Annotated in this window: 16 protein-coding genes; 8 read left to right on the top strand and 8 right to left on the bottom strand. The window is 68.8% G+C overall.

Annotation, left to right across the window (positions count from 1 at the left end):
* Window positions 1-101: 101 nt before the first annotated feature.
* Window positions 102-1,058, top strand: coding sequence for a calcium-binding protein (locus FHW79_RS02115; protein ID WP_183177440.1), 957 nt, complete (start codon window positions 102-104; stop codon window positions 1,056-1,058).
* Window positions 1,059-1,096: 38 nt separating this feature from the next.
* Here the strand turns inward: FHW79_RS02115 and glgA are convergent, their stop codons facing one another.
* Complete coding sequence (glgA, locus tag FHW79_RS02110; protein ID WP_183177719.1) at window positions 1,097-2,590, bottom strand: glycogen synthase GlgA; 1,494 nt, start codon at window positions 2,588-2,590, stop codon at window positions 1,097-1,099.
* Between the two features lie 82 nt (window positions 2,591-2,672).
* A complete protein-coding gene (gene glgC / locus FHW79_RS02105) occupies window positions 2,673-3,944 on the bottom strand; it encodes a glucose-1-phosphate adenylyltransferase (RefSeq protein ID WP_183177439.1) in 1,272 nt (423 codons plus the stop codon).
* Between the two features lie 548 nt (window positions 3,945-4,492).
* Here glgC and FHW79_RS02100 point away from each other — a divergent pair.
* A complete protein-coding gene (locus FHW79_RS02100) occupies window positions 4,493-5,809 on the top strand; it encodes an ammonium transporter (protein WP_183177438.1) in 1,317 nt (438 codons plus the stop codon).
* A gap of 91 nt (window positions 5,810-5,900) precedes the next feature.
* Here FHW79_RS02100 and FHW79_RS02095 read toward each other — a convergent pair whose 3' ends face one another.
* From FHW79_RS02095 to FHW79_RS02085, 3 genes are all read right to left on the bottom strand, one after another.
* Window positions 5,901-7,139: a class I SAM-dependent methyltransferase gene (locus FHW79_RS02095; RefSeq protein ID WP_183177437.1), complete on the bottom strand. Its 1,239-nt coding sequence runs from the start codon at window positions 7,137-7,139 to the stop codon at window positions 5,901-5,903.
* An 89-nt stretch (window positions 7,140-7,228) separates the two neighbouring features.
* Window positions 7,229-8,080, bottom strand: a complete 852-nt coding sequence (locus tag FHW79_RS02090) for an AraC family transcriptional regulator (RefSeq protein WP_183177436.1) — start codon at window positions 8,078-8,080, stop codon at window positions 7,229-7,231.
* A gap of 56 nt (window positions 8,081-8,136) precedes the next feature.
* The gene (locus FHW79_RS02085; protein ID WP_183177435.1) at window positions 8,137-9,237 is read right to left on the bottom strand and encodes an asparaginase; all 1,101 of its coding nucleotides are present in this window, start codon (window positions 9,235-9,237) and stop codon (window positions 8,137-8,139) included.
* A 122-nt stretch (window positions 9,238-9,359) separates the two neighbouring features.
* Here FHW79_RS02085 and FHW79_RS02080 point away from each other — a divergent pair, with 122 nt between their 5' ends.
* Window positions 9,360-9,944, top strand: coding sequence for an RNA methyltransferase (locus FHW79_RS02080; RefSeq protein ID WP_183177434.1), 585 nt, complete (start codon window positions 9,360-9,362; stop codon window positions 9,942-9,944).
* A gap of 6 nt (window positions 9,945-9,950) precedes the next feature.
* On the opposite strand, the gene FHW79_RS02075 is transcribed toward FHW79_RS02080, so the two are convergent.
* Window positions 9,951-10,637 carry a ChrR family anti-sigma-E factor gene (locus FHW79_RS02075; protein ID WP_183177433.1) on the bottom strand — a complete coding sequence of 229 codons (687 nt, stop codon included), beginning with the start codon at window positions 10,635-10,637 and terminating at the stop codon, window positions 9,951-9,953.
* Window positions 10,634-11,209 carry a sigma-70 family RNA polymerase sigma factor gene (locus tag FHW79_RS02070; protein WP_183177432.1) on the bottom strand — a complete coding sequence of 192 codons (576 nt, stop codon included), beginning with the start codon at window positions 11,207-11,209 and terminating at the stop codon, window positions 10,634-10,636. Before FHW79_RS02070 ends, FHW79_RS02075 begins: the two co-directional genes overlap by 4 nt.
* Before the next feature lie 417 nt (window positions 11,210-11,626).
* Here FHW79_RS02070 and FHW79_RS02065 point away from each other — a divergent pair, with 417 nt between their 5' ends.
* From FHW79_RS02065 to FHW79_RS02050, 4 genes are all read left to right on the top strand, one after another.
* A complete protein-coding gene (locus tag FHW79_RS02065; RefSeq protein ID WP_183177431.1) occupies window positions 11,627-12,190 on the top strand; it encodes an invasion associated locus B family protein in 564 nt (187 codons plus the stop codon).
* Between the two features lie 78 nt (window positions 12,191-12,268).
* Window positions 12,269-13,438: a 23S rRNA (adenine(2503)-C(2))-methyltransferase RlmN gene (rlmN, locus tag FHW79_RS02060; protein ID WP_094301544.1), complete on the top strand. Its 1,170-nt coding sequence runs from the start codon at window positions 12,269-12,271 to the stop codon at window positions 13,436-13,438.
* A gap of 27 nt (window positions 13,439-13,465) precedes the next feature.
* The gene (locus FHW79_RS02055; RefSeq protein WP_183177430.1) at window positions 13,466-13,702 is read left to right on the top strand and encodes a hypothetical protein; all 237 of its coding nucleotides are present in this window, start codon (window positions 13,466-13,468) and stop codon (window positions 13,700-13,702) included.
* A complete protein-coding gene (locus tag FHW79_RS02050) occupies window positions 13,702-14,013 on the top strand; it encodes a hypothetical protein (RefSeq protein ID WP_183177429.1) in 312 nt (103 codons plus the stop codon). Before FHW79_RS02055 ends, FHW79_RS02050 begins: the two co-directional genes overlap by 1 nt.
* Window positions 14,014-14,217: 204 nt before the next feature.
* Here FHW79_RS02050 and FHW79_RS02045 read toward each other — a convergent pair whose 3' ends face one another.
* Entirely contained in the window at window positions 14,218-14,928 is a 711-nt protein-coding gene (locus FHW79_RS02045) for a phosphoribosyltransferase family protein (protein ID WP_183177428.1), read from the bottom strand.
* A 270-nt stretch (window positions 14,929-15,198) separates the two neighbouring features.
* Here FHW79_RS02045 and FHW79_RS02040 point away from each other — a divergent pair, with 270 nt between their 5' ends.
* Complete coding sequence (locus tag FHW79_RS02040; RefSeq protein WP_183177427.1) at window positions 15,199-16,833, top strand: response regulator; 1,635 nt, start codon at window positions 15,199-15,201, stop codon at window positions 16,831-16,833.
* The last annotated feature ends 1 nt before the right edge of the window (window position 16,834 follow it).

Genomic DNA, 16,834 nt, shown 5'->3' with positions numbered 1-16,834 from the left:
TGTCACTGCGGCAAATCTGTGAAGCTGTCACTGCCATGGGCGATCAAGAGTGAGCGATTGCGCGCTCCGCGCGTACACCTGCAATTGGAAAGGGATGTTCCATGACCACAGGCATAAATTTGAGCGGCAGCGCTGGTAACGATACGCTTCCGGGCACACTCAACAGTGACACCCTCATGGGCGGGAATGGCAATGATCTGCTTCAAGGCTTCTCCGGATACGACCGGCTGTACGGTGGGAATGGAGACGACACGCTGCTCGGGGGCGACGGAGCTGACTACTTGGATGGGGGAAACGGCTCTGATGTCATGCTGGGAGGAGCAGGCGATGACACGTTCTGCGCAGGACTTGAAGCCGATGTAATTGACGGGGGTGATGGTTTTGACCTGATTTCTATTAACGCAGATTTTGATCAATCAATGTACATTGAGAATATAGGGTTGGGGAATTGGCTCATGAATTTATGGGGCTTTCCCGATTTTACGCAGATCTTGAATGTTGAGGTCCTGCGATTTCTTGACCAGGATATTTATCTTGAGGATGGTCCGCTGTGCGTCACAATTGAGGGGTCGGATGGTACGGACACATTGGTCGGCTCAGGTGGTCCCGATCAGCTGTTCGGAAACGGGGGCGTAGACCAGTTGATCGGGAATGCGGGCAAGGATTCCATCGACGGCGGAGATGGCAATGACGATCTGAGCGGAGGAGACGGCGACGATCTTCTGCTCGGTGGCGATGGCGATGATGAACTCTGGGGCGATGCGGGGGCCGATACGCTCATCGGGGGTGATGGCGGCGACATGCTTCATGGAGGCGATGGCTTTGATCTGATCCAGGGAGGGGCCGGTGATGATTGCATATTCGATCCCTGGGGCATGGACACCATCGACGGCGGTGAAGGATTCGATATCGTCCAGTTTTGGGGGAACGTTGAAGATCTCGTGATGGAGCAGGTGGGACCGGACAGTTGGAGCGTGGCCTACTCGTGGTCGGGGGAGCCGATTCAGATCACGGGTGTAGAAATGCTGCGCTTCGATAACGGGAACATCTACCTGTAATCGGCAGAACGCTATCGAGGAGGCGCGACCTCCTCGATTCACCCCACCACCACCGGCGCCACCGCGCGGTAAAGCTCCATGTACTCCTCCGCCGGGCCGTGCCAGCCGAAGTCGCGGGTCATGGCGTGCTGCTGCATCGCGTGCCAGCGCTCGGGCTTGCGGTAGAGGGCGGCGGCGCGGCGCAGCGCCCAGGTCAGCTCCTGGACGTTGGCGTTGACGAACTGGAAGCCCGTCGCGCTGCCGTCGTTCACCGCCGCCGGGTTGGCGTCCACGATGGTGTCGGCCAAGCCCCCGGTGCGGCGGACGAGCGGCAGGGTGCCGTACTTCAGCGCGTACATCTGCGTCAGGCCGCAGGGCTCCGACCGCGACGGCACCAGGAACAGGTCGGCGCCGGCCTGGATGCGGTGGGACAGCGCCTCGTCGTAGCCGATGCGCACGCCGACCGACTTGGGATACCAGGTGGCGAGGTGGCGGAAGCCGGCCTCCAGCGCGGGCTCGCCGTTGCCGAGGACGGCGAGCTGGCCGCCCCAGGCGATCCATTGCGACGCCGCCTCCAGCACCAGATCCAGCCCCTTGTGGCCGGTCAGGCGGCTGACCACCGCGGCCAGCGGGGCGTCCGCCCGGCGGTCCAGCCCGAAGGTCGCCTGGAGATCGGCCTTGCACAGGTCCTTGCCGCCGAGGTCCGCGGCGCCGTAGCGGGCGGCGATGTGCGGGTCGATGGCGGGGTCCCAGATGTCGTAGTCCACGCCGTTCAGGATGCCGGTCAGCGCCTCGGCCCGCGTGGCGAGCAGCCCTTCCAGGCCCGAACCGTGCTCCGCCGTCTGGATCTCGTGGGCGTAGGTCGGGCTGACCGTGGTCAGGCGGTCGGAATAGAAGCAGCCGGCCTTGAGGAAGCCGACGCCGCCGTAATACTCCACCCCGTCGATCCGGAAGGCGGCCGACGGCAGGCCGAGGTCGCTCATCATCCAGGCGCCGAACAGCCCCTGGTAGGCGATGTTGTGGATCGTCGTCACCGTGCCCGGCCGGAACGGCCCGGCGAAGCGGTCGGGGCGCAGTTCCAGATAGGCCGGGATCAGGCCGGTCTGCCAGTCGTGCCCGTGCAGCACGTCGGGACGCCACCAGGGGTCCAGCCCGTCCTCCGCCGCGAAGCCCGCCGCGCACCAGGACAGGGCGGCGAAGCGTTCGGCGTTGTCGGGCCAGTCCTTGCCGTCCGGCCCCAGATAGGGGTTGCCGGGACGGTCGTAGAGCGCCGGCGCGTCCAGCACATAGGCCAGCACCCCGTCCGGCGTCCGTCCGATGCGCAGCGTCGCCGGGGCGCTCCCAGGCCGGTCGGTGCCGGGCAGATCGGTGAGCGGTTTGCCGACCGGCTGCAGGTCGCTCAGACCGTTCAGCACCGCCGGATAGCCGGGCAGCAGCAGGCGGACCTCGGCTCCGGCGCGGTTCAGGGCGGGGGGCAGGGCGGCGGACACATCGGCCAGCCCGCCGGTCTTCACCAGGGGGTAGCATTCCGGCGTGACGAACAGGACGCGCATGGAGGCGGGGTCTTTCGGTTTCTTCTTGGTCTTGCTCACCGCCCCCTCGCCCCAGGGGGGCGAAGGGGGATGGGAGGGGTGGTCAGTCCTTGGGCAGGCGGTCGATCATGTCCTGGGTGATCAGGCAGACGCCGCCCTCGCTGCGGTGGAAGCGCTTGGCGTCCAGCTCCGGGTCCTCGCCGACCACCAGCCCCTCGGGGATCACCACGCCGCGGTCGATCACCACCTTGGTCAGGCGGCAGTGGCGGCCGATGTCGACGTCCGGCAGGACCACCGCCTGGTGCAGCTCGCTGAAGGAGTTGACGCGCACTTCGCTGAACAGCAGCGAGTTCTTCACCAGCGAGCCGGAGATGATGCAGCCGCCCGACACCAGGCTGTCCACCGCCATGCCGCGCCGGTTCTCGTCGTCGAAGACGAACTTCGCCGGGGGCAGCTGCTCCTGGTAGGTGAAGATCGGCCACTCGCGGTCGTACATGTTGAGCTGCGGCGTGACGTGGCAGAGGTCGAGGTTGGCCTCCCAGTAGGCGTCGATGGTGCCGACGTCGCGCCAGTAGGGCTCGGACTCGTGGCCGTTCAGGATGGCGGAATCGGCGAAGTCGTGGGCCATCACCCGTGCCCCGCTGGTCACCAGATGGGGGATGATGTCCTTGCCGAAGTCGCGGGACGAGGCGGGATCGTTGAAGTCGCGCTCCAGCTGGTCGTAGAGGAACTGCGCGTTGAAGACGTAGATGCCCATGCTGGCCAGCGACTTGTCCGGGTTGCCCGGCATCGGCGGCGGGTCGGCGGGCTTCTCGACGAAGTCGATGACGCGCTGCGTCTCGTCCACATGCATCACGCCGAAGCCGGTGGCCAGGGGGCGCGGCACCTGGATGCAGGGGATCGTCACATCGGCCTTCTTGGCGATGTGGTCGAGCAGCAGCGCGCCGTAATCCATCTTGTAGATGTGGTCGCCGGCCAGGATCAGGATGTATTCCGGCTCGTGGTCGCGCAGGATGTCCAGGTTCTGGTACACCGCGTCGGCGGTGCCCTGGTACCAGGCGGTCTCGCTGATGCGCTGCTGCGCCGGCAGCAGGTCGCAGAACTCGTTCATCTCGCCGCGGAAGAAGTTCCAGCCGCGTTGCAGATGGCGCAGCAGGCTGTGCGACTTGTACTGAGTCAGCACGCCGATGCGGCGAAAGCCCGAATTGATGCAGTTCGACAGGGCGAAGTCGATGATCCGGAACTTGCCGCCGAAATAGGTGGCCGGCTTGGCGCGACGGTCGGTCAGCTGCTTCAGCCGGCTGCCCCGGCCGCCAGCCAGGACAAGGGCCACGGCGCGGCGCGGCGCCAGCCGCAGATCCCGTTTGTCGAGCATGTGTCTCCCCTTTCGGTTCTCTTTTTTGCTGTCGGCCATCCGGAAGCGTCCGGCGGACCCGCGTGGGCGGGGGCCGCGTGTCCCCGGCCCCGTCCGGCTCCGCCGGTTGAGAAGGTGACCGTGCCACATTTCACCGGGGCGGGCCAATAGGCCGAGGGGAACAGGCCGGAAATAGAAGGGGCTGCCCAACGGTTGTGCGGAATTCAGACGCATCATTGTGCATAAAAAATGGGCAAGCGCGCGGGAAACGGGCGCACGACGCCTCAACAGGGGGCAGGCAACCTGCAATCCACGGGCGAATCACGCTGCGGTGCAAGGCTTTGGGTGGTCCGATTTTCTGCTCAATTTATGGGCAAGTCAGTCCGGCGACTCGGGTCCTATGCTGCTTTGCGGTCATCCGAAAGGCCGCAACCACCGCGATTCCTAGCCCTTTTGGGTTGGCACGCTTCTTGAAGACAAATCGGCGTACACGGCCCCCTCCCGCCGCCCCGTCTGTACCGGGGACGGGGCGAAACGGGCCAGAAGCATTCGAATAAAGAGGAGCCTCGATGAGCCGTCTCTTCACCCTCGCCGCGCCGACGATGGCGGCGATTCTGGGCTTGGCCGGTCTGCCTGCCGCCGCCCTCGCCCAGGAAGCGGCCGCCGCCGCGGCCGAGCCCACCCTGAGCAGCGGCGACACGGCTTGGATGCTGGTCGCCACGGCGCTGGTTCTGTTCATGACCATCCCGGGTCTGGCCCTGTTCTACGGCGGCATGGTCCGCAAGATGAACGTGCTGTCCGTCGTGATGCAGAGCTTCGCGATCTGCTGCTTGGTCAGCATCCTGTGGTTCTTCGCCGGTTACAGCATCGCCTTCACCGAAGGCACCCCGTATTTCGGCGGCCTGTCGAAGTTCATGCTGTCGGGCATCACCAAGGACGGCCTGTCGGGCGTCATTCCGGAGACGGTCTTCATCGTCTTCCAGATGACCTTCGCCATCATCACCCCGGCCCTGATCACCGGCGCCTTCGCCGACCGGATGAAGTTCTCCTCGATGCTGGTCTTCACGGGCCTGTGGTCGCTGATCGTCTACGCGCCGATCACCCACTGGGTCTGGGGTCCGGGCGGCTACCTGCTGGGTGACGGCGTGCTCGACTACGCCGGCGGCACCGTGGTGCACATCAACGCGGGCGTGGCCGGTCTCGTCGCCGCCATCGTGCTGGGCAAGCGCAAGGGCTACCCGAACGAGAACTTCGCCCCGCACAACCTCGTGCTCAGCCTGATCGGCGCCTCGATGCTGTGGGTCGGCTGGTTCGGCTTCAACGCGGGTTCCGCCGTGGCCGCCGATGGCCGTGCGGGCATGGCCATGCTGGTCACGCAGATCGCCGCCGCCACCGCCGCCATGTCCTGGCTGCTGGTCGAGTGGGCCACCAAGGGCAAGCCCTCGGTCCTCGGCATCATCTCCGGCGCCGTCGCCGGCCTGGTCGCCATCACCCCGGCCTCGGGCTTCGTCGGTCCGACCGGCGCCCTGGTCATCGGTCTGGTCTCCGGCGTGGTCTGCTACTGGGGCGCCACCGGCCTGAAGCGCGCCCTCGGCTATGACGACTCGCTGGACGCCTTCGGCGTGCACGGCGTGGGCGGCATCGTCGGCGCCATCCTGACCGGCGTCTTCGCCCAGGAAGCCATCGGCGGCACCGCCGGCGCCCTGGAAGGCAACGTCGGCCAGATCTGGACGCAGGTCTACGGCATCCTGGCCACCATCGCCTACTCGGCGGTCGGCTCCTTCATCATCCTGAAGGTCATCGACGTGGTGATGGGCCTGCGCGTCGACGAGGACGTCGAGCGCGACGGCCTGGACCTCGCCCTGCACGGCGAGACCATCCACTAAGCACCCTTTGCAGCCTGGTTGTTTCCTCCATGAACTTCCGCCGCCGGGGGCTCCCGGCGGCGGATTTTTCATTTTGGAAGCCGGGACGCGCTCAGCGGCGCAGATACATCTTGCCGACGCCGTTCAGCGCCGTGAAAAGCTGCGCGAACTGCGCCAGGAAGGCGTCCCAGGCCAGAGGACCGGCCTTCTCCGCCACCGCCTGGTGGATGGCCCCCAGGCTGGTCCGCCCGTCCACCCGCGCCAGGATCGGCCCGGCCAGACGGGGCAGGGGCAGAGGGACGACGGCCCCCATCAGCTCCGCCTCCAGCACGCCGCCGGGGGGCAGGCCCTTGGCCACCGCGGCGCCGTCGAGGTCGCGCAGCACGGGAACCACCTCCGGCCCGTCCGGGCGGGTGACGGCGCCCTCGGCGTCCTCGGGGCGGACGAGATAGGCGATGTGCTTGGTCATGCTGCCGGTGACCTGCTCGGTCCAGGCGGCGCGCTCCAGCCGCGACAGCCCGTCCAGCCGCTTCAGCAGGCGGGGGTCCTTCACCCAGACGGCGGGGTCGTAGCGGTACGGCTCCACCAGCGCGGCGATGGCCAGCCCGCCCGCCGCGGCCAGCTCGGCCAGCTCCGGCACGGTGAAGGGCCGGTCGCAGGAATGCAGCAGCAGGTCGTAGAGGTCGGCGTCGGCCTGTTTGTGGTCGTTGATGAAGGGGTTGCGCAGCAGCCAGTTGGACGTCGGCAGCCGCTCGATCAGCCGGCGGGCCAGCGCCACCCGCTCCTTCGGCGGCAGGTCCGCCGCGATGGTGCGCAGCGCCGCCTGCATGGGATAGACGCCGGTGCGCCCGTACGGCGCGTAGACCATCAGCCCGATCCCGCCGCCCGGCTTCAGCGCCCCGGCCAGCGAGCGGACGCCCGCCGCCGGCTCGTCCAGATGGTGCAGCACGCCGCAGCAGTCGATGTAGTCGAACGGCCCTCCCTCATCCAACAGCCCGCCGAGGTCGAGCAGCGAGCCGCGGCGGAAGTCGATGTTGGTCAGCCCGCGCGCCGTGGCCCGCGCCGCGGCGATGTCCCGCGCGGCGTCGGAGAGGTCGAGGTAGGTGACGCGTCCCGGATTGCCGGCGTCGGCCATCTGCTGGGCGATCATGATCGTCCCGTCGCCGGTCCCGCCGCCGGCCACCAGCACCCTGAGCGGCCTGGCGTGGTCGAGGCGCCCGCCGAAGACGTTGTGGTTCACCTCGTCCAGGTGGCTGGGCGATCCGGTGATCAGGCGCTTTTTCTCGTCGGCGGGGTTGCGCGCGGGATAGGGGAAGGCTTCGTACTGGGCGCGCAGGGTGTCGATGCTCATGGATCGGGCAACCGGTCAGGTGGACGGGTGCCGGACCATAGCATCATCGCGGGAAAGGGTGGGGAGGAAGGCCTCCCCACCGCCTCCTCTCACGCCAGAGGCAAACGGATCTCGGTCAGCCACGCCTCGGGCGGCAGCTTGCGGCAGTCGTTCAGATACTCCTCGACGCAGGGGCGGTCGGCCGGCGTGTGGCCGCTCGCCGGCAGCCAGTCGCGGTAGAGCCAGCGGTAAGGGCGTTCCAACTCCGCGTAGGGGCCCTTGTGGATCAGGACGGCGTGGCGGCCTCCGGGGATGTCGAGCGCGCGGACCGGCCCGTCCCCGGGGATCGGTCCATCGACCAGCAACGCGGCCTCGGAGCGGAGGCGGTCCGCCGGAACCGACTCCGGGTCGTCGTAATAGAGGGCGAAGGACCGCGTGTCCGGTCCCACGAGGCCGCGGCCCGCGGCCCAGGCGTACAGCCGCTCGAAGGTCGTGCCGATGTCCATATAGGGGCCCTGGTGGGCCATGGCGGCCACGCGCAGCGGCGGCAGGTCGCGGATGGTGACGTCGTGCATGATTCGCTCCTCGTCCGTTGGTTGGTCGGGTGGAGGAACCAGACGGCCTTGCCGCCGGTAGGCGCCGGGGCTCAGGCCGTAGACCTGCCCGAAGGCGCGGGTGAACGCCTCCACGCTGCCGTAGCCGGCGCGCCGTGCGACCTGCGCCACGCCGTCGCCGCCCTTCACGAGGTCGCCTGCGGCCCGGTGCAGGCGCAGCCGCCGCAGCGTGTCCGCCGCCGTTTCCCCCGTCATGGCGCGGTAGATGCGGTGGAAGTGGTAGGGCGAGAAGCAGGCGACGGCGGCCAGCCGCTCCAGCTCCAGCGGCTCGTCCGGATGGGCGGCGATGTGATCGACGACGCGCGCGATGCGGCGGCCGTAGTCCAGCAGGGTGTCGGGCTTCGTCATGGGTCCTCCATGCCCGGCACCCTAGACGAGGGCGGCTTGATCGCGCTTGCGGACCTTCAGCCCTCCACCGGGCGGACCACGCCGACCTCCAGGCCGTTGCGGTTGGTCACCGGCTGGTGGATGAGCTGGCCGGCCCGCGCCCACTGCTCGTCGGACAGGACCTTGGTGGCGCGGATCAGGGCGGCCAGGGCCACCTCGCGGGCGCGCGGGGTGCCGTCGTCGATCTTCAGCGCGATCCCCAGACCCTGCTTGGGCAAAACGGCGCAGCCCACACCCTCGGCCCCGCCCTTGACCAGGACCAGACCGCCCGCCGCCTGCATCATGCCGGTGTCGAAGCTGTCCTTGCCGGCGATCAGGTGCGGGTGCGAGCGCCAGGCGCGGCGGATGCGGGCCACCGCCTCGGCGCGGGAGTCGGGCAGATCCTTTGGGTCGCCGATGCGGGCCATGGCGTAGGCGATGGCGCCCAGCGGGATGCCGATGGTCGGGATCGCGCAGCCGTCGACGCCCCAGGGGGCCTGCGACAGGTCCTGGCCGGTCATCTGCTCCATCACGCCCAGGATGCGCTGCTGCACCGGGTGGTCGAAGCGGACGTAGCCCTTGGTCGGCTCGCCCTTGTGCAGGGCGGTGGTCAGGAAGCCGGCGTGCTTGCCGGAGCAGTTGTTGTGGAAGGCGGTCGGCGTCTCGCCGTGGCGGATCATCTCGTGGGCGGTTTCGGTGTCGGTCGGCAGATGCGCCCCGCACTCGTAATCGTCCACGGTCAGGCCGATGCGCTTGATCCAGGCCTCCGCGATGCGGGTGTGGCGGATCTCGCCATGGTGGGAGGAACAGGCCAGCGCCAGCTCCTGGTCGCCCAGCTCGTAGGCGTCGAGCGCGCCCGTCTCGACCAGCGGGATCGCCTGGATCGACTTGACGGCGGAGCGCGGGTAGACCGGCGCCTGGATGTCGCCCCACTGGGCCAGCACACGACCGTCGGAATCGACGATGCAGGCGCGCCCGCGATGGACGGATTCCACCATGCCGCCGCGCGTCACCTCGACGAGGATCGGCGCCTCCGGCGCTCCGGAGAGGTCGGCGTGCCCCTCGGCGGGGGTGTGATGGTCGGCGTGGCCGTGGTGGTCACCGTGGCCGCCGCAGCAGGAGGAATGGTCGTGGCTCATGGGTGGAGAGCTTGCCTCTCTCCGGGGCGCGAGGCAAGGTGTCGCACCATCGAATCCGCCGGATCACGCCATGCGCGGGCCGGAATTGCGGATAGCCGGAATTAAGAGTGATTGTGCAAGCCATGCGTGGATATTTCGCCATCGGGGTGGAGCGGATCAGCAAGCCGGGCAATGTCGGCAACCTGATGCGCTCCGCCCACGCCTTCGGCGCCTCCTTCTTCTTCGCCATCGACCCGGAGCCCGACCTGCACGAGGCGCACATCGTCGACACCTCCGGCGCGTCGGAGCATCTGCCGCTCTACGTCTACGACCGGGTGGCCGATCTGGCGCTGCCCAAGGACTGCCAGCTCGTCGGCGTGGAGCTGACCGAGGACGCGGTGGAGCTGCCCAGCTTCCGTCATCCGACCCGCGCCGCCTATGTGCTGGGGCCGGAGCGCGGCAGCCTGTCCGAACCGCTGCTGGAGCGCTGCGACTTCACCGTGAAGATTCCGATGAAGTTCTGCATCAACGTCGGGGTGGCCGGCGCCCTGGTGATGTACGACCGGATGATCAGCCTGGGCCGCTTCGCCGAACGCCCGGTGCGCGTCGGCGGCCCGACCGAGCCGCTGCGCGATCACCAGCACGGCCGCCAGATCATGCGCAATCCGGAGCGCCGCCGCCGCATGCGCGGCATCCAGAAGCCGGTGATCGTCGGCGACGACGAGTGATGCCGTTCAGAACTTCACGAAGGGGTTGAGGATCAGCCCCAGCGCGCCGGTGAAATGAAGCGGCGCGTCGGTCACCGCCAGACACAGGCAGCCCTCCTCGTCGGCCACCGGGCGGTGGCGCACGGAGTCGTCGGCGACGGACAGATCGCCGCGGGCGAACTGGCCGAGATCGTCGGTGAAGCCGCCGTCCAGCACCAGCGTCAGTTCGATCCCCCGGTGGGTGTGGTGGGGCGGCCCGACGCCGCTCGCCAGCCGCATCAGCCGGGCCTTGCCGCGGCGTGACGAGTCGTCGCCGGAGCCGGAGCCCAGCGGGATGTCGTAGCAGTCCATGCCGCGCATCAGCCGCTTCCAGGGCAGGCGCGACAGGTCGCTGCCGACGTAGCGGCGCAGCGGTTCGGGCAGCAGCGGCACCTCGGCCGGCTGGCAGACGAGCTTGGGCCGGGGGATGCGTGGCAAGGGCGGCAGGTCGTCCAGCCGGGCCAGCACCGTCTCCAGGCAGGCGGGGTCGACCTCCTCCGGCTCAATGCTCTCCAGCAGGGCGCCGCCGACCGCCTCCATCTCGGCGACGTTCAGGCGGCAGCAGGGGCACAGCGCCAGATGGGTCGCCACGATCAGCGACGCCGCCTCGCCCAGAGCGCCGCCGGCATAGTCGATCAGCAGGGTGTCGCCGGGATGGTGGGTGGGCACGGTCATCGGGAGTCCCTCATGGCCTTGCGCAGCCGTTCCATGGCCAGACGCAGGCGCGACTTGACGGTGCCCAGCGGAATGCCCTGTTCGGCGGAGATCAGGCTGTGCGGCTTGTCCTCGAAATAGGCCAGCCGCAGCAGGTCGGCCTGCTCCGGCGGCAGGGTCTTCAGCGCGGCCCGCAGGCGTCCGGCGGTCTCGCGCGCCGCCACCCCGTCGTCGGCGCTCTCCATCGGGTCGGGCACCAGCGTGGGGTCGGCGGGGTCGATCTCCGGCCGCTGCTCCCGCCGCAGCGCGTCGATCCGCCGGTTGCGGGCGATGGTGAACACCCAGGTGGCGGCGGAGGCCTGGGTCGGGTCGTAGGTCTCCGCGCGGCGCCACACCAGCAACATCACGTCCTGCACCAATTCTTCCGCACCACCCGCGTCGCAGCCCTGGCGGCGCAGATAGGCCTTCAACCGTGGGGCGAAATGGCCGAACAGGGCCGCGAAGGCCGCGCGGTCGCGGTCCCGCCCGACCGCGGTCAGCAGGTCTTCGAACGTCCGGTCGGCACCGGCGGCTGGGGAACCGAGATCCTGCATCCACGTCTTCGGGCACGTCTTCGGGCACGTCTCCGGGGGCACCGTCTGTGCACTCGGGGGCTTTGCACAAGATGGCAAGCCCCGCAACACATGGTGCGCGGAGCGCCCCGCTGCAAAGCGTGTTTGGCGCTCCCCCGCGTCCTGCGCGCGGTCGTCTGCTCGGGCGGCCAAGGGGGTCATGGGTGGGCTGCGGCGTTCCATCGGGCGTTCGAATGCGCCTTCTACGCGTCCCGCAGGCCATCGGATCACCGGCTTTCGATACGAAATCGAGCGATCGATTGCAGGACCGGCCTTCGCGACAACCCGTGACTTCGCCGCCGGGACGGGGCGGTGGCCCTGGAAAGCTTCACCGAATTGGGGTAGGGTCCGCCCCACTCCCGCACCCGTCCGCGAAACCATTCGAGCCTTCGCCAACCGATGTTGCCCATTCGCACCATCCGTCGCACCGCCGGCGCCGCTCTGCTTCTGGCCGGTCCGATCCTCGCCGCCACTCTTGCCGCCGCCACGGTCAACACGGCCGCCGCCGCTGACCCGCGCCTGCTGGGGACCTTCAAGGACTGGAACGCCTTCGCCTTCGACGAGGGTGGGCACAAGGTCTGCTACATGTCCAGCCAGCCCAAGAAGAAGGAACCCGCCGCGGCCAAGCGCGGGGACATCTACGTGCTGGTGACCCACCGCCCGGCGGAGAAGGCGCTGGACGTGGTCAGCTTCGTTGTCGGCTACCCCCTGAAGAAGGACAGCGAGTCCACGGTGGACGTGGCCGGCAAGTCCTTCAAGCTGTTCACCGACGGCGAGACCGCCTGGGCGCGCGACGCCGACACCGACAAGGCCGTCACCGCCGCGATGCGCGACGCCAAGGGCAAGTCCATGGTGGTGAAGGGTGTTTCGGGCCGCGGCACGAAGACCACCGACACCTACAGCACCGACGGCTTCGCCCAGGCTTACGACGCGATCAACCAGGCCTGCGGCGTGAAGCGCTGAGCAGCGCTGCTCTTTTCACTTGGTCGTCCCGCGTTTCGTCTTTTGACTCCGGACGCTCGTGGCCCTATTTAGGGGGCCATGAGCGCCTCCAACCATGCTGCTGCCTTTGCCCTGCCGGCGACCGACGCTGACGGGCGCAAGAACCTTGTCGGCCTGTCCCGCGACGAGCTGGAAGCCGAAATGCTGTCCGTCGGCCTGGAGAAATTCCGGGCCCGCCAGCTCTGGCACTGGATCTACCACCGCGGAGCCACCGACTTCGCGGTGATGACCACGCTCGCCAAGCCGGTGCGCGAGAAGCTGGCGGAAAGCTACGCCGTGGCCCGCCCGACGGTCGTGCGCGACCTGAAGTCGGTGGACGGCACGCGCAAGTGGCTGCTGCGCATGCCCGACGGGCAGGAGGTGGAGAGCGTTCACATCCCCGAGGAGGACCGCGGCACGCTCTGCGTCTCCTCTCAGGTTGGCTGCACGCTGACCTGCCGCTTCTGCCACACCGGCACGCAGCGTCTGGTGCGCAACCTCGACGCCTCGGAGATCGTGGCGCAGGTCATGCTGGCCCGCGACGCGCTCGGCGAATGGCCGGCGCCGCCGGACGGGCGGATGATCTCCAACATCGTCATGATGGGGATGGGGGAACCGCTCTTTAACTACGAGAACGTCGCCAAGGCGCTGAAGATCGTCATGGACGGCGACGGGATCTCGATCTCGAAGCGCCGCATCACGCTCTCGACCTCCGGCGTCGTCCCGGCGATGAAGCGCTGCGGCGAGGAGCTGAACGTCAACCTCGCGGTCAGCCTGCACGCCGTGACCGACGAGCTGCGCGACATCATCATGCCCATCAACCGGAAATATCCGCTGAAGGAGCTGATGGACGCCTGCCGCACCTACCCCGGCCTGAACAACGCGCGGCGCATCACCTTCGAGTACGTGATGCTGAAGGGCGTCAACGACAGCCCGGCGGACGCCCGCGCCCTGGTCAAGTTGCTGGAGGGCATCCCGTCGAAGATCAACCTGATCCCCTTCAACCCCTGGCCGGGCGCCCCCTACGAGCGTTCGACCGACCGGGCGATCCAGGTCTTCGGCGACATCGTCAACAACGCCGGCTACGCCAGCCCCGTCCGCACCACCCGCGGCGAGGACATCATGGCCGCCTGCGGCCAGTTGAAGAGCGCGTCCGTCCGCCTGTCCGCCGCCGACCGCGCCGCCATCGAGAAGGTGCTGGCCGAGAAGGACGCGGCGCTGGCCGGATAAGGCCGGACCTATCCCTGGGAGTGCTCCGTGCCTGAGTTCGCCGTCGATCCCGGCCTGATCCTGTTCCTGTTCAACGCGGCGGCGGTCTGGCCGCTGATGCGCATCTTCCGCCGGGCGGGCTTCTCGCCCTGGTGGGCGCTGGTGATCTTCGTGCCGGTGGTCGGGCTGGTCGGCGTGCTGGGGCTGCTGACGGTGCGGCGCTGGCCGGCGCGCGTCCTGGTCGACGGGCCGGCGCGGCCGCGCAAGGCGCGGAGGGCCGCGTGATGGAGATGCTCGACGCCGCGGTCGGCCTGCTCAACGCCGTCTACTGGCAGCCCTGGGCGGCGATCATGTCCACCGACCCGTGGACCGCGAACCTCGTCATGGCGATCCTGCTGATGCTGAAGCTGATCTTCGGCGGCTGGGTGCTGGCCAAGGGCGGGCGCAGCCCGCTGTGGGCGCTGGTTCTGCTGATCAACGGGGCGGACATCCTGGCGATGTGGCTCTACGCCTACATCCGCTGGCCCTTCGTGGACCGGGCGCCCGCCCGCCCGGCCGCGGACAGCACCGTTGCGGCCGACGCCGGGACCGACTGAAGCCGTTGCCCCTCTTCCGCGACGCTCGACCGCCGCCATAAACGCCGTGCGAGTGCCGCCCTCCTTGCAGAGGGAGGCGGAAACGGGCCGGACCACAGCCGGAACCGCGATCCGCCCGGTGTCGGTTGACGCGCCGCAAAGATGCGCCGCTGGCCTGGTCCCGGACCGGAAAGGGTCCGATCGCGGAGCAGCGCACGTCCGGCCTCAAGCCGCCTTTCCGCTCGTCCGGTGGACCTGATGCTCCGCGGTCCAGCGCTTGGGGTCGTGCAGGAAGGCGTGGATCTCCCCCTGGGCTTGCGCGTCCAGGTAATGGCCGCGGTTCGCCACCTCCAGCACGTCCCACCAGGTCGCCAGCGCGTGCATCGTGATGCCCAGCGGCGCCAGATGCTCCTGGATCTCGTCGAAGATCCCGTACTGGAACAGGACGAACAGGTCGCGCACGTCGCAGCCCGCCTCCTTCAGCGGCTGGGCGAAGCGGGCTTTGCGGTGGCCGTCGGCGGCGATCTGCTCGACCAGGAGCACGCGCCAACCCGGCTCCACCCGTCCTTCAATCCGGTGCTTGTACTCCTGCCGGCCCTCCGGCGCCTCCTTGCGCACGAAGACGAGGGGAAGCTCCAGACGGTCGGCGAGCAGCGCAGCCCAGGGGACGCCGGCCCCCTCGGCGGCGGCAATGGCGTCCAACTCGCCATCGCCGATCTCCTGCCCGATCATCCGCAGGGCGAAGTCGAGCACTTCGTCGCGCACCGCGGGGTAGGAGAGCAGCCGCCGCCCCTCCAGATGGATCGGGCTGACCAGCCCCGACCCGTGGCGGCACAGATGGTCCGGGTCGTACCGGACGCATCCGGTCTCGATCAGATGACGGGCCACGCCGATGGCCCCTTCACGCAATTCGATGTCCCAAGCGTCCGGTATCATGGCCTGCCCCCATTGTTCCCGCATTGTTTTCAGCCTCACACCTTTCTACCTATGATCCTCCGTTCGGGGCGGGCCGCAACCCCTCCACTCGCGCCGGGAAAAGCGCTTTGGCGGTAGTCGCAACGGGGAAGGACAAAGCGTCGCAGTCCCTCTCCGCCTGCGGCCGTGTGTGTGAAGGCACCAGCGTGGTTGACACGAACCGTGGCAAACGTTGAAAAAGAGAATCGAATTGTAGCTATGCAGCTTGGCAGAGCGGGGCGGGGAGCGGCGATGTCCGACATCCAGGGCTGGGGCCAGGACGATGACGACGACCTGCTGTTCGCCGACGAGGACGCTCCCGACCCGTCATCCGCAAAGTCCGGCCCCGCTGCCGCTCCCTGGAAGCTGCTGATCGTCGACGACGATCCGGAGGTGCACGCGATCACCCGCGTGGTGCTGAACGACGTGACCTTCGACGGGCGGTGCCTGCTGTTCCTGTCCGCCCATTCGGGGGGCGAGGCGCGCGCGATCCTGAACGACCATCCCGACATCGCCGCCGTCCTGCTCGACGTGGTGATGGAAACGGAGGATGCCGGCCTCCGGCTGGTCCACCACATCCGCGAGGTGCTGGGCAACCGGCGGGTCCGCATCATCCTGCGCACCGGCCAACCCGGGCAGGCGCCGGAACGGCAGGTGATCGTCAGCTACGACATCAACGACTACAAGGCCAAGAGCGAGCTGACCGCCCAGAAGCTGTTCACCACCACGGTGGCCGCCCTGCGCTCCTACCAGCACATCGACGCCATCGAGCGCAACCGGCAGGGGCTGGAGACGATCGTCGACGCCGCCGGCGCCCTGTTCGAGCAGCGCTGCATGGACCGCTTCGCCCTCGGCGTGGTGGAGCGGGCCGCCGCCCTGCTGCCGCGGGCGACGGGCGCCTTCCTATGCGCTGTGCCGCCCGGCCTAAATTCGGAAGGCCCGCATCCGGAAGGCCTGGTGCCGGACGGCCGGTTCCGGGAGGCGGAGGTGCTGTGCGGTACCGGCGTTTTCGCCGATGCCACGGGCCGGCCGGTCAGCGCCGTGCTGCCCGAGGCGGCCTGCGCCGACATCGCCGCCGCCCTGGCCCGGGGGCGCAGCCTGCACCGCGACGACCACAGCGTCGCGCTGTTCCAGACGCGGAGCCCCGGCCCCGGCGCGCTGTTCATCGGCGGGCACGGCGGCTTGCCGGACGTTGAGCGGCGGCTGGTGGAAATCTTCTGCTCCCGGATGTCGGTCGGGTTCGACAACGTGTCGCTTTACGAGCAGCTCCACCTCGCCCAGATCGCCACGGTGCACGCCCTGGGCAAGCTGGCCGAGTACAAGGACGAGGTCACCGGGGAGCATGTCCGGCGCATCGGCCGCTGGGCCACCGCCATCGCCCGCGAACTCCAGGCGCGTGGCAGTTGCGGCGGCGATGCCGACGACCATTTCTGCGAGCTGATCGGGCTGGCCAGCATGCTGCACGACGTCGGCAAGGTCGCCATTCCCGATCGCATCCTGCGCAAACCCGGCAAGCTGGACCCCGAGGAAATCACCCGGATGCGCGAGCACGCCACCATCGGCGGGCGCATCCTGCGCGACGCCGCCGGCCCGGTGGGTGGCCGGAGCTACCTGTCGATGGGGGCGGAGATCGCCGAGAGCCACCACGAGAAGTTCGACGGCACCGGCTATCCCCACGGGCTGGCGGGCGACGCCATCCCGCTGTCGGGCCGCATCGTGGCGGTCGCCGACGTCTACGACGCCCTGCTGCACCGCCGCCCCTACAAAGAGGCGTGGGAGCTGGCGGCGGTGGTCGATCTGATCCGCGCCGAGTCGGGCCGGCATTTCGACCCGCGCGTCGTCGACGCCTTCGTCGCGGTCCTGGAGCGCGGCGGGCCGGAGGCGTAGA

It is taken from the genome of Azospirillum sp. OGB3, assembly GCF_014192915.1.
Taxonomy (GTDB): domain Bacteria; phylum Pseudomonadota; class Alphaproteobacteria; order Azospirillales; family Azospirillaceae; genus Azospirillum.
The sequence above is the reverse complement of the archived record's forward strand: the minus strand, read 5'-3'. Positions and strand labels throughout refer to the sequence as shown.

Excerpts from the sequence above, each read along its gene's own strand:
- FHW79_RS02115 (WP_183177440.1), top strand. The coding sequence starts at position 102 with ATGACCACAGGCATAAATTTGAGCGGCAGCGCTGGTAACGATACGCTT.
- glgA (WP_183177719.1), bottom strand. The coding sequence starts at position 2,590 with ATGCGCGTCCTGTTCGTCACGCCGGAATGCTACCCCCTGGTGAAGACC.
- glgC (WP_183177439.1), bottom strand. The coding sequence starts at position 3,944 with ATGCTCGACAAACGGGATCTGCGGCTGGCGCCGCGCCGCGCCGTGGCC.
- FHW79_RS02100 (WP_183177438.1), top strand. The coding sequence starts at position 4,493 with ATGAGCCGTCTCTTCACCCTCGCCGCGCCGACGATGGCGGCGATTCTG.
- FHW79_RS02095 (WP_183177437.1), bottom strand. The coding sequence starts at position 7,139 with ATGAGCATCGACACCCTGCGCGCCCAGTACGAAGCCTTCCCCTATCCC.
- FHW79_RS02090 (WP_183177436.1), bottom strand. The coding sequence starts at position 8,080 with ATGACGAAGCCCGACACCCTGCTGGACTACGGCCGCCGCATCGCGCGC.
- FHW79_RS02085 (WP_183177435.1), bottom strand. The coding sequence starts at position 9,237 with ATGAGCCACGACCATTCCTCCTGCTGCGGCGGCCACGGTGACCACCAC.
- FHW79_RS02080 (WP_183177434.1), top strand. The coding sequence starts at position 9,360 with ATGCGTGGATATTTCGCCATCGGGGTGGAGCGGATCAGCAAGCCGGGC.
- FHW79_RS02075 (WP_183177433.1), bottom strand. The coding sequence starts at position 10,637 with ATGACCGTGCCCACCCACCATCCCGGCGACACCCTGCTGATCGACTAT.
- FHW79_RS02070 (WP_183177432.1), bottom strand. The coding sequence starts at position 11,209 with ATGCAGGATCTCGGTTCCCCAGCCGCCGGTGCCGACCGGACGTTCGAA.
- FHW79_RS02065 (WP_183177431.1), top strand. The coding sequence starts at position 11,627 with ATGTTGCCCATTCGCACCATCCGTCGCACCGCCGGCGCCGCTCTGCTT.
- rlmN (WP_094301544.1), top strand. The coding sequence starts at position 12,269 with ATGAGCGCCTCCAACCATGCTGCTGCCTTTGCCCTGCCGGCGACCGAC.
- FHW79_RS02050 (WP_183177429.1), top strand. The coding sequence starts at position 13,702 with ATGGAGATGCTCGACGCCGCGGTCGGCCTGCTCAACGCCGTCTACTGG.
- FHW79_RS02045 (WP_183177428.1), bottom strand. The coding sequence starts at position 14,928 with ATGATACCGGACGCTTGGGACATCGAATTGCGTGAAGGGGCCATCGGC.
- FHW79_RS02040 (WP_183177427.1), top strand. The coding sequence starts at position 15,199 with ATGTCCGACATCCAGGGCTGGGGCCAGGACGATGACGACGACCTGCTG.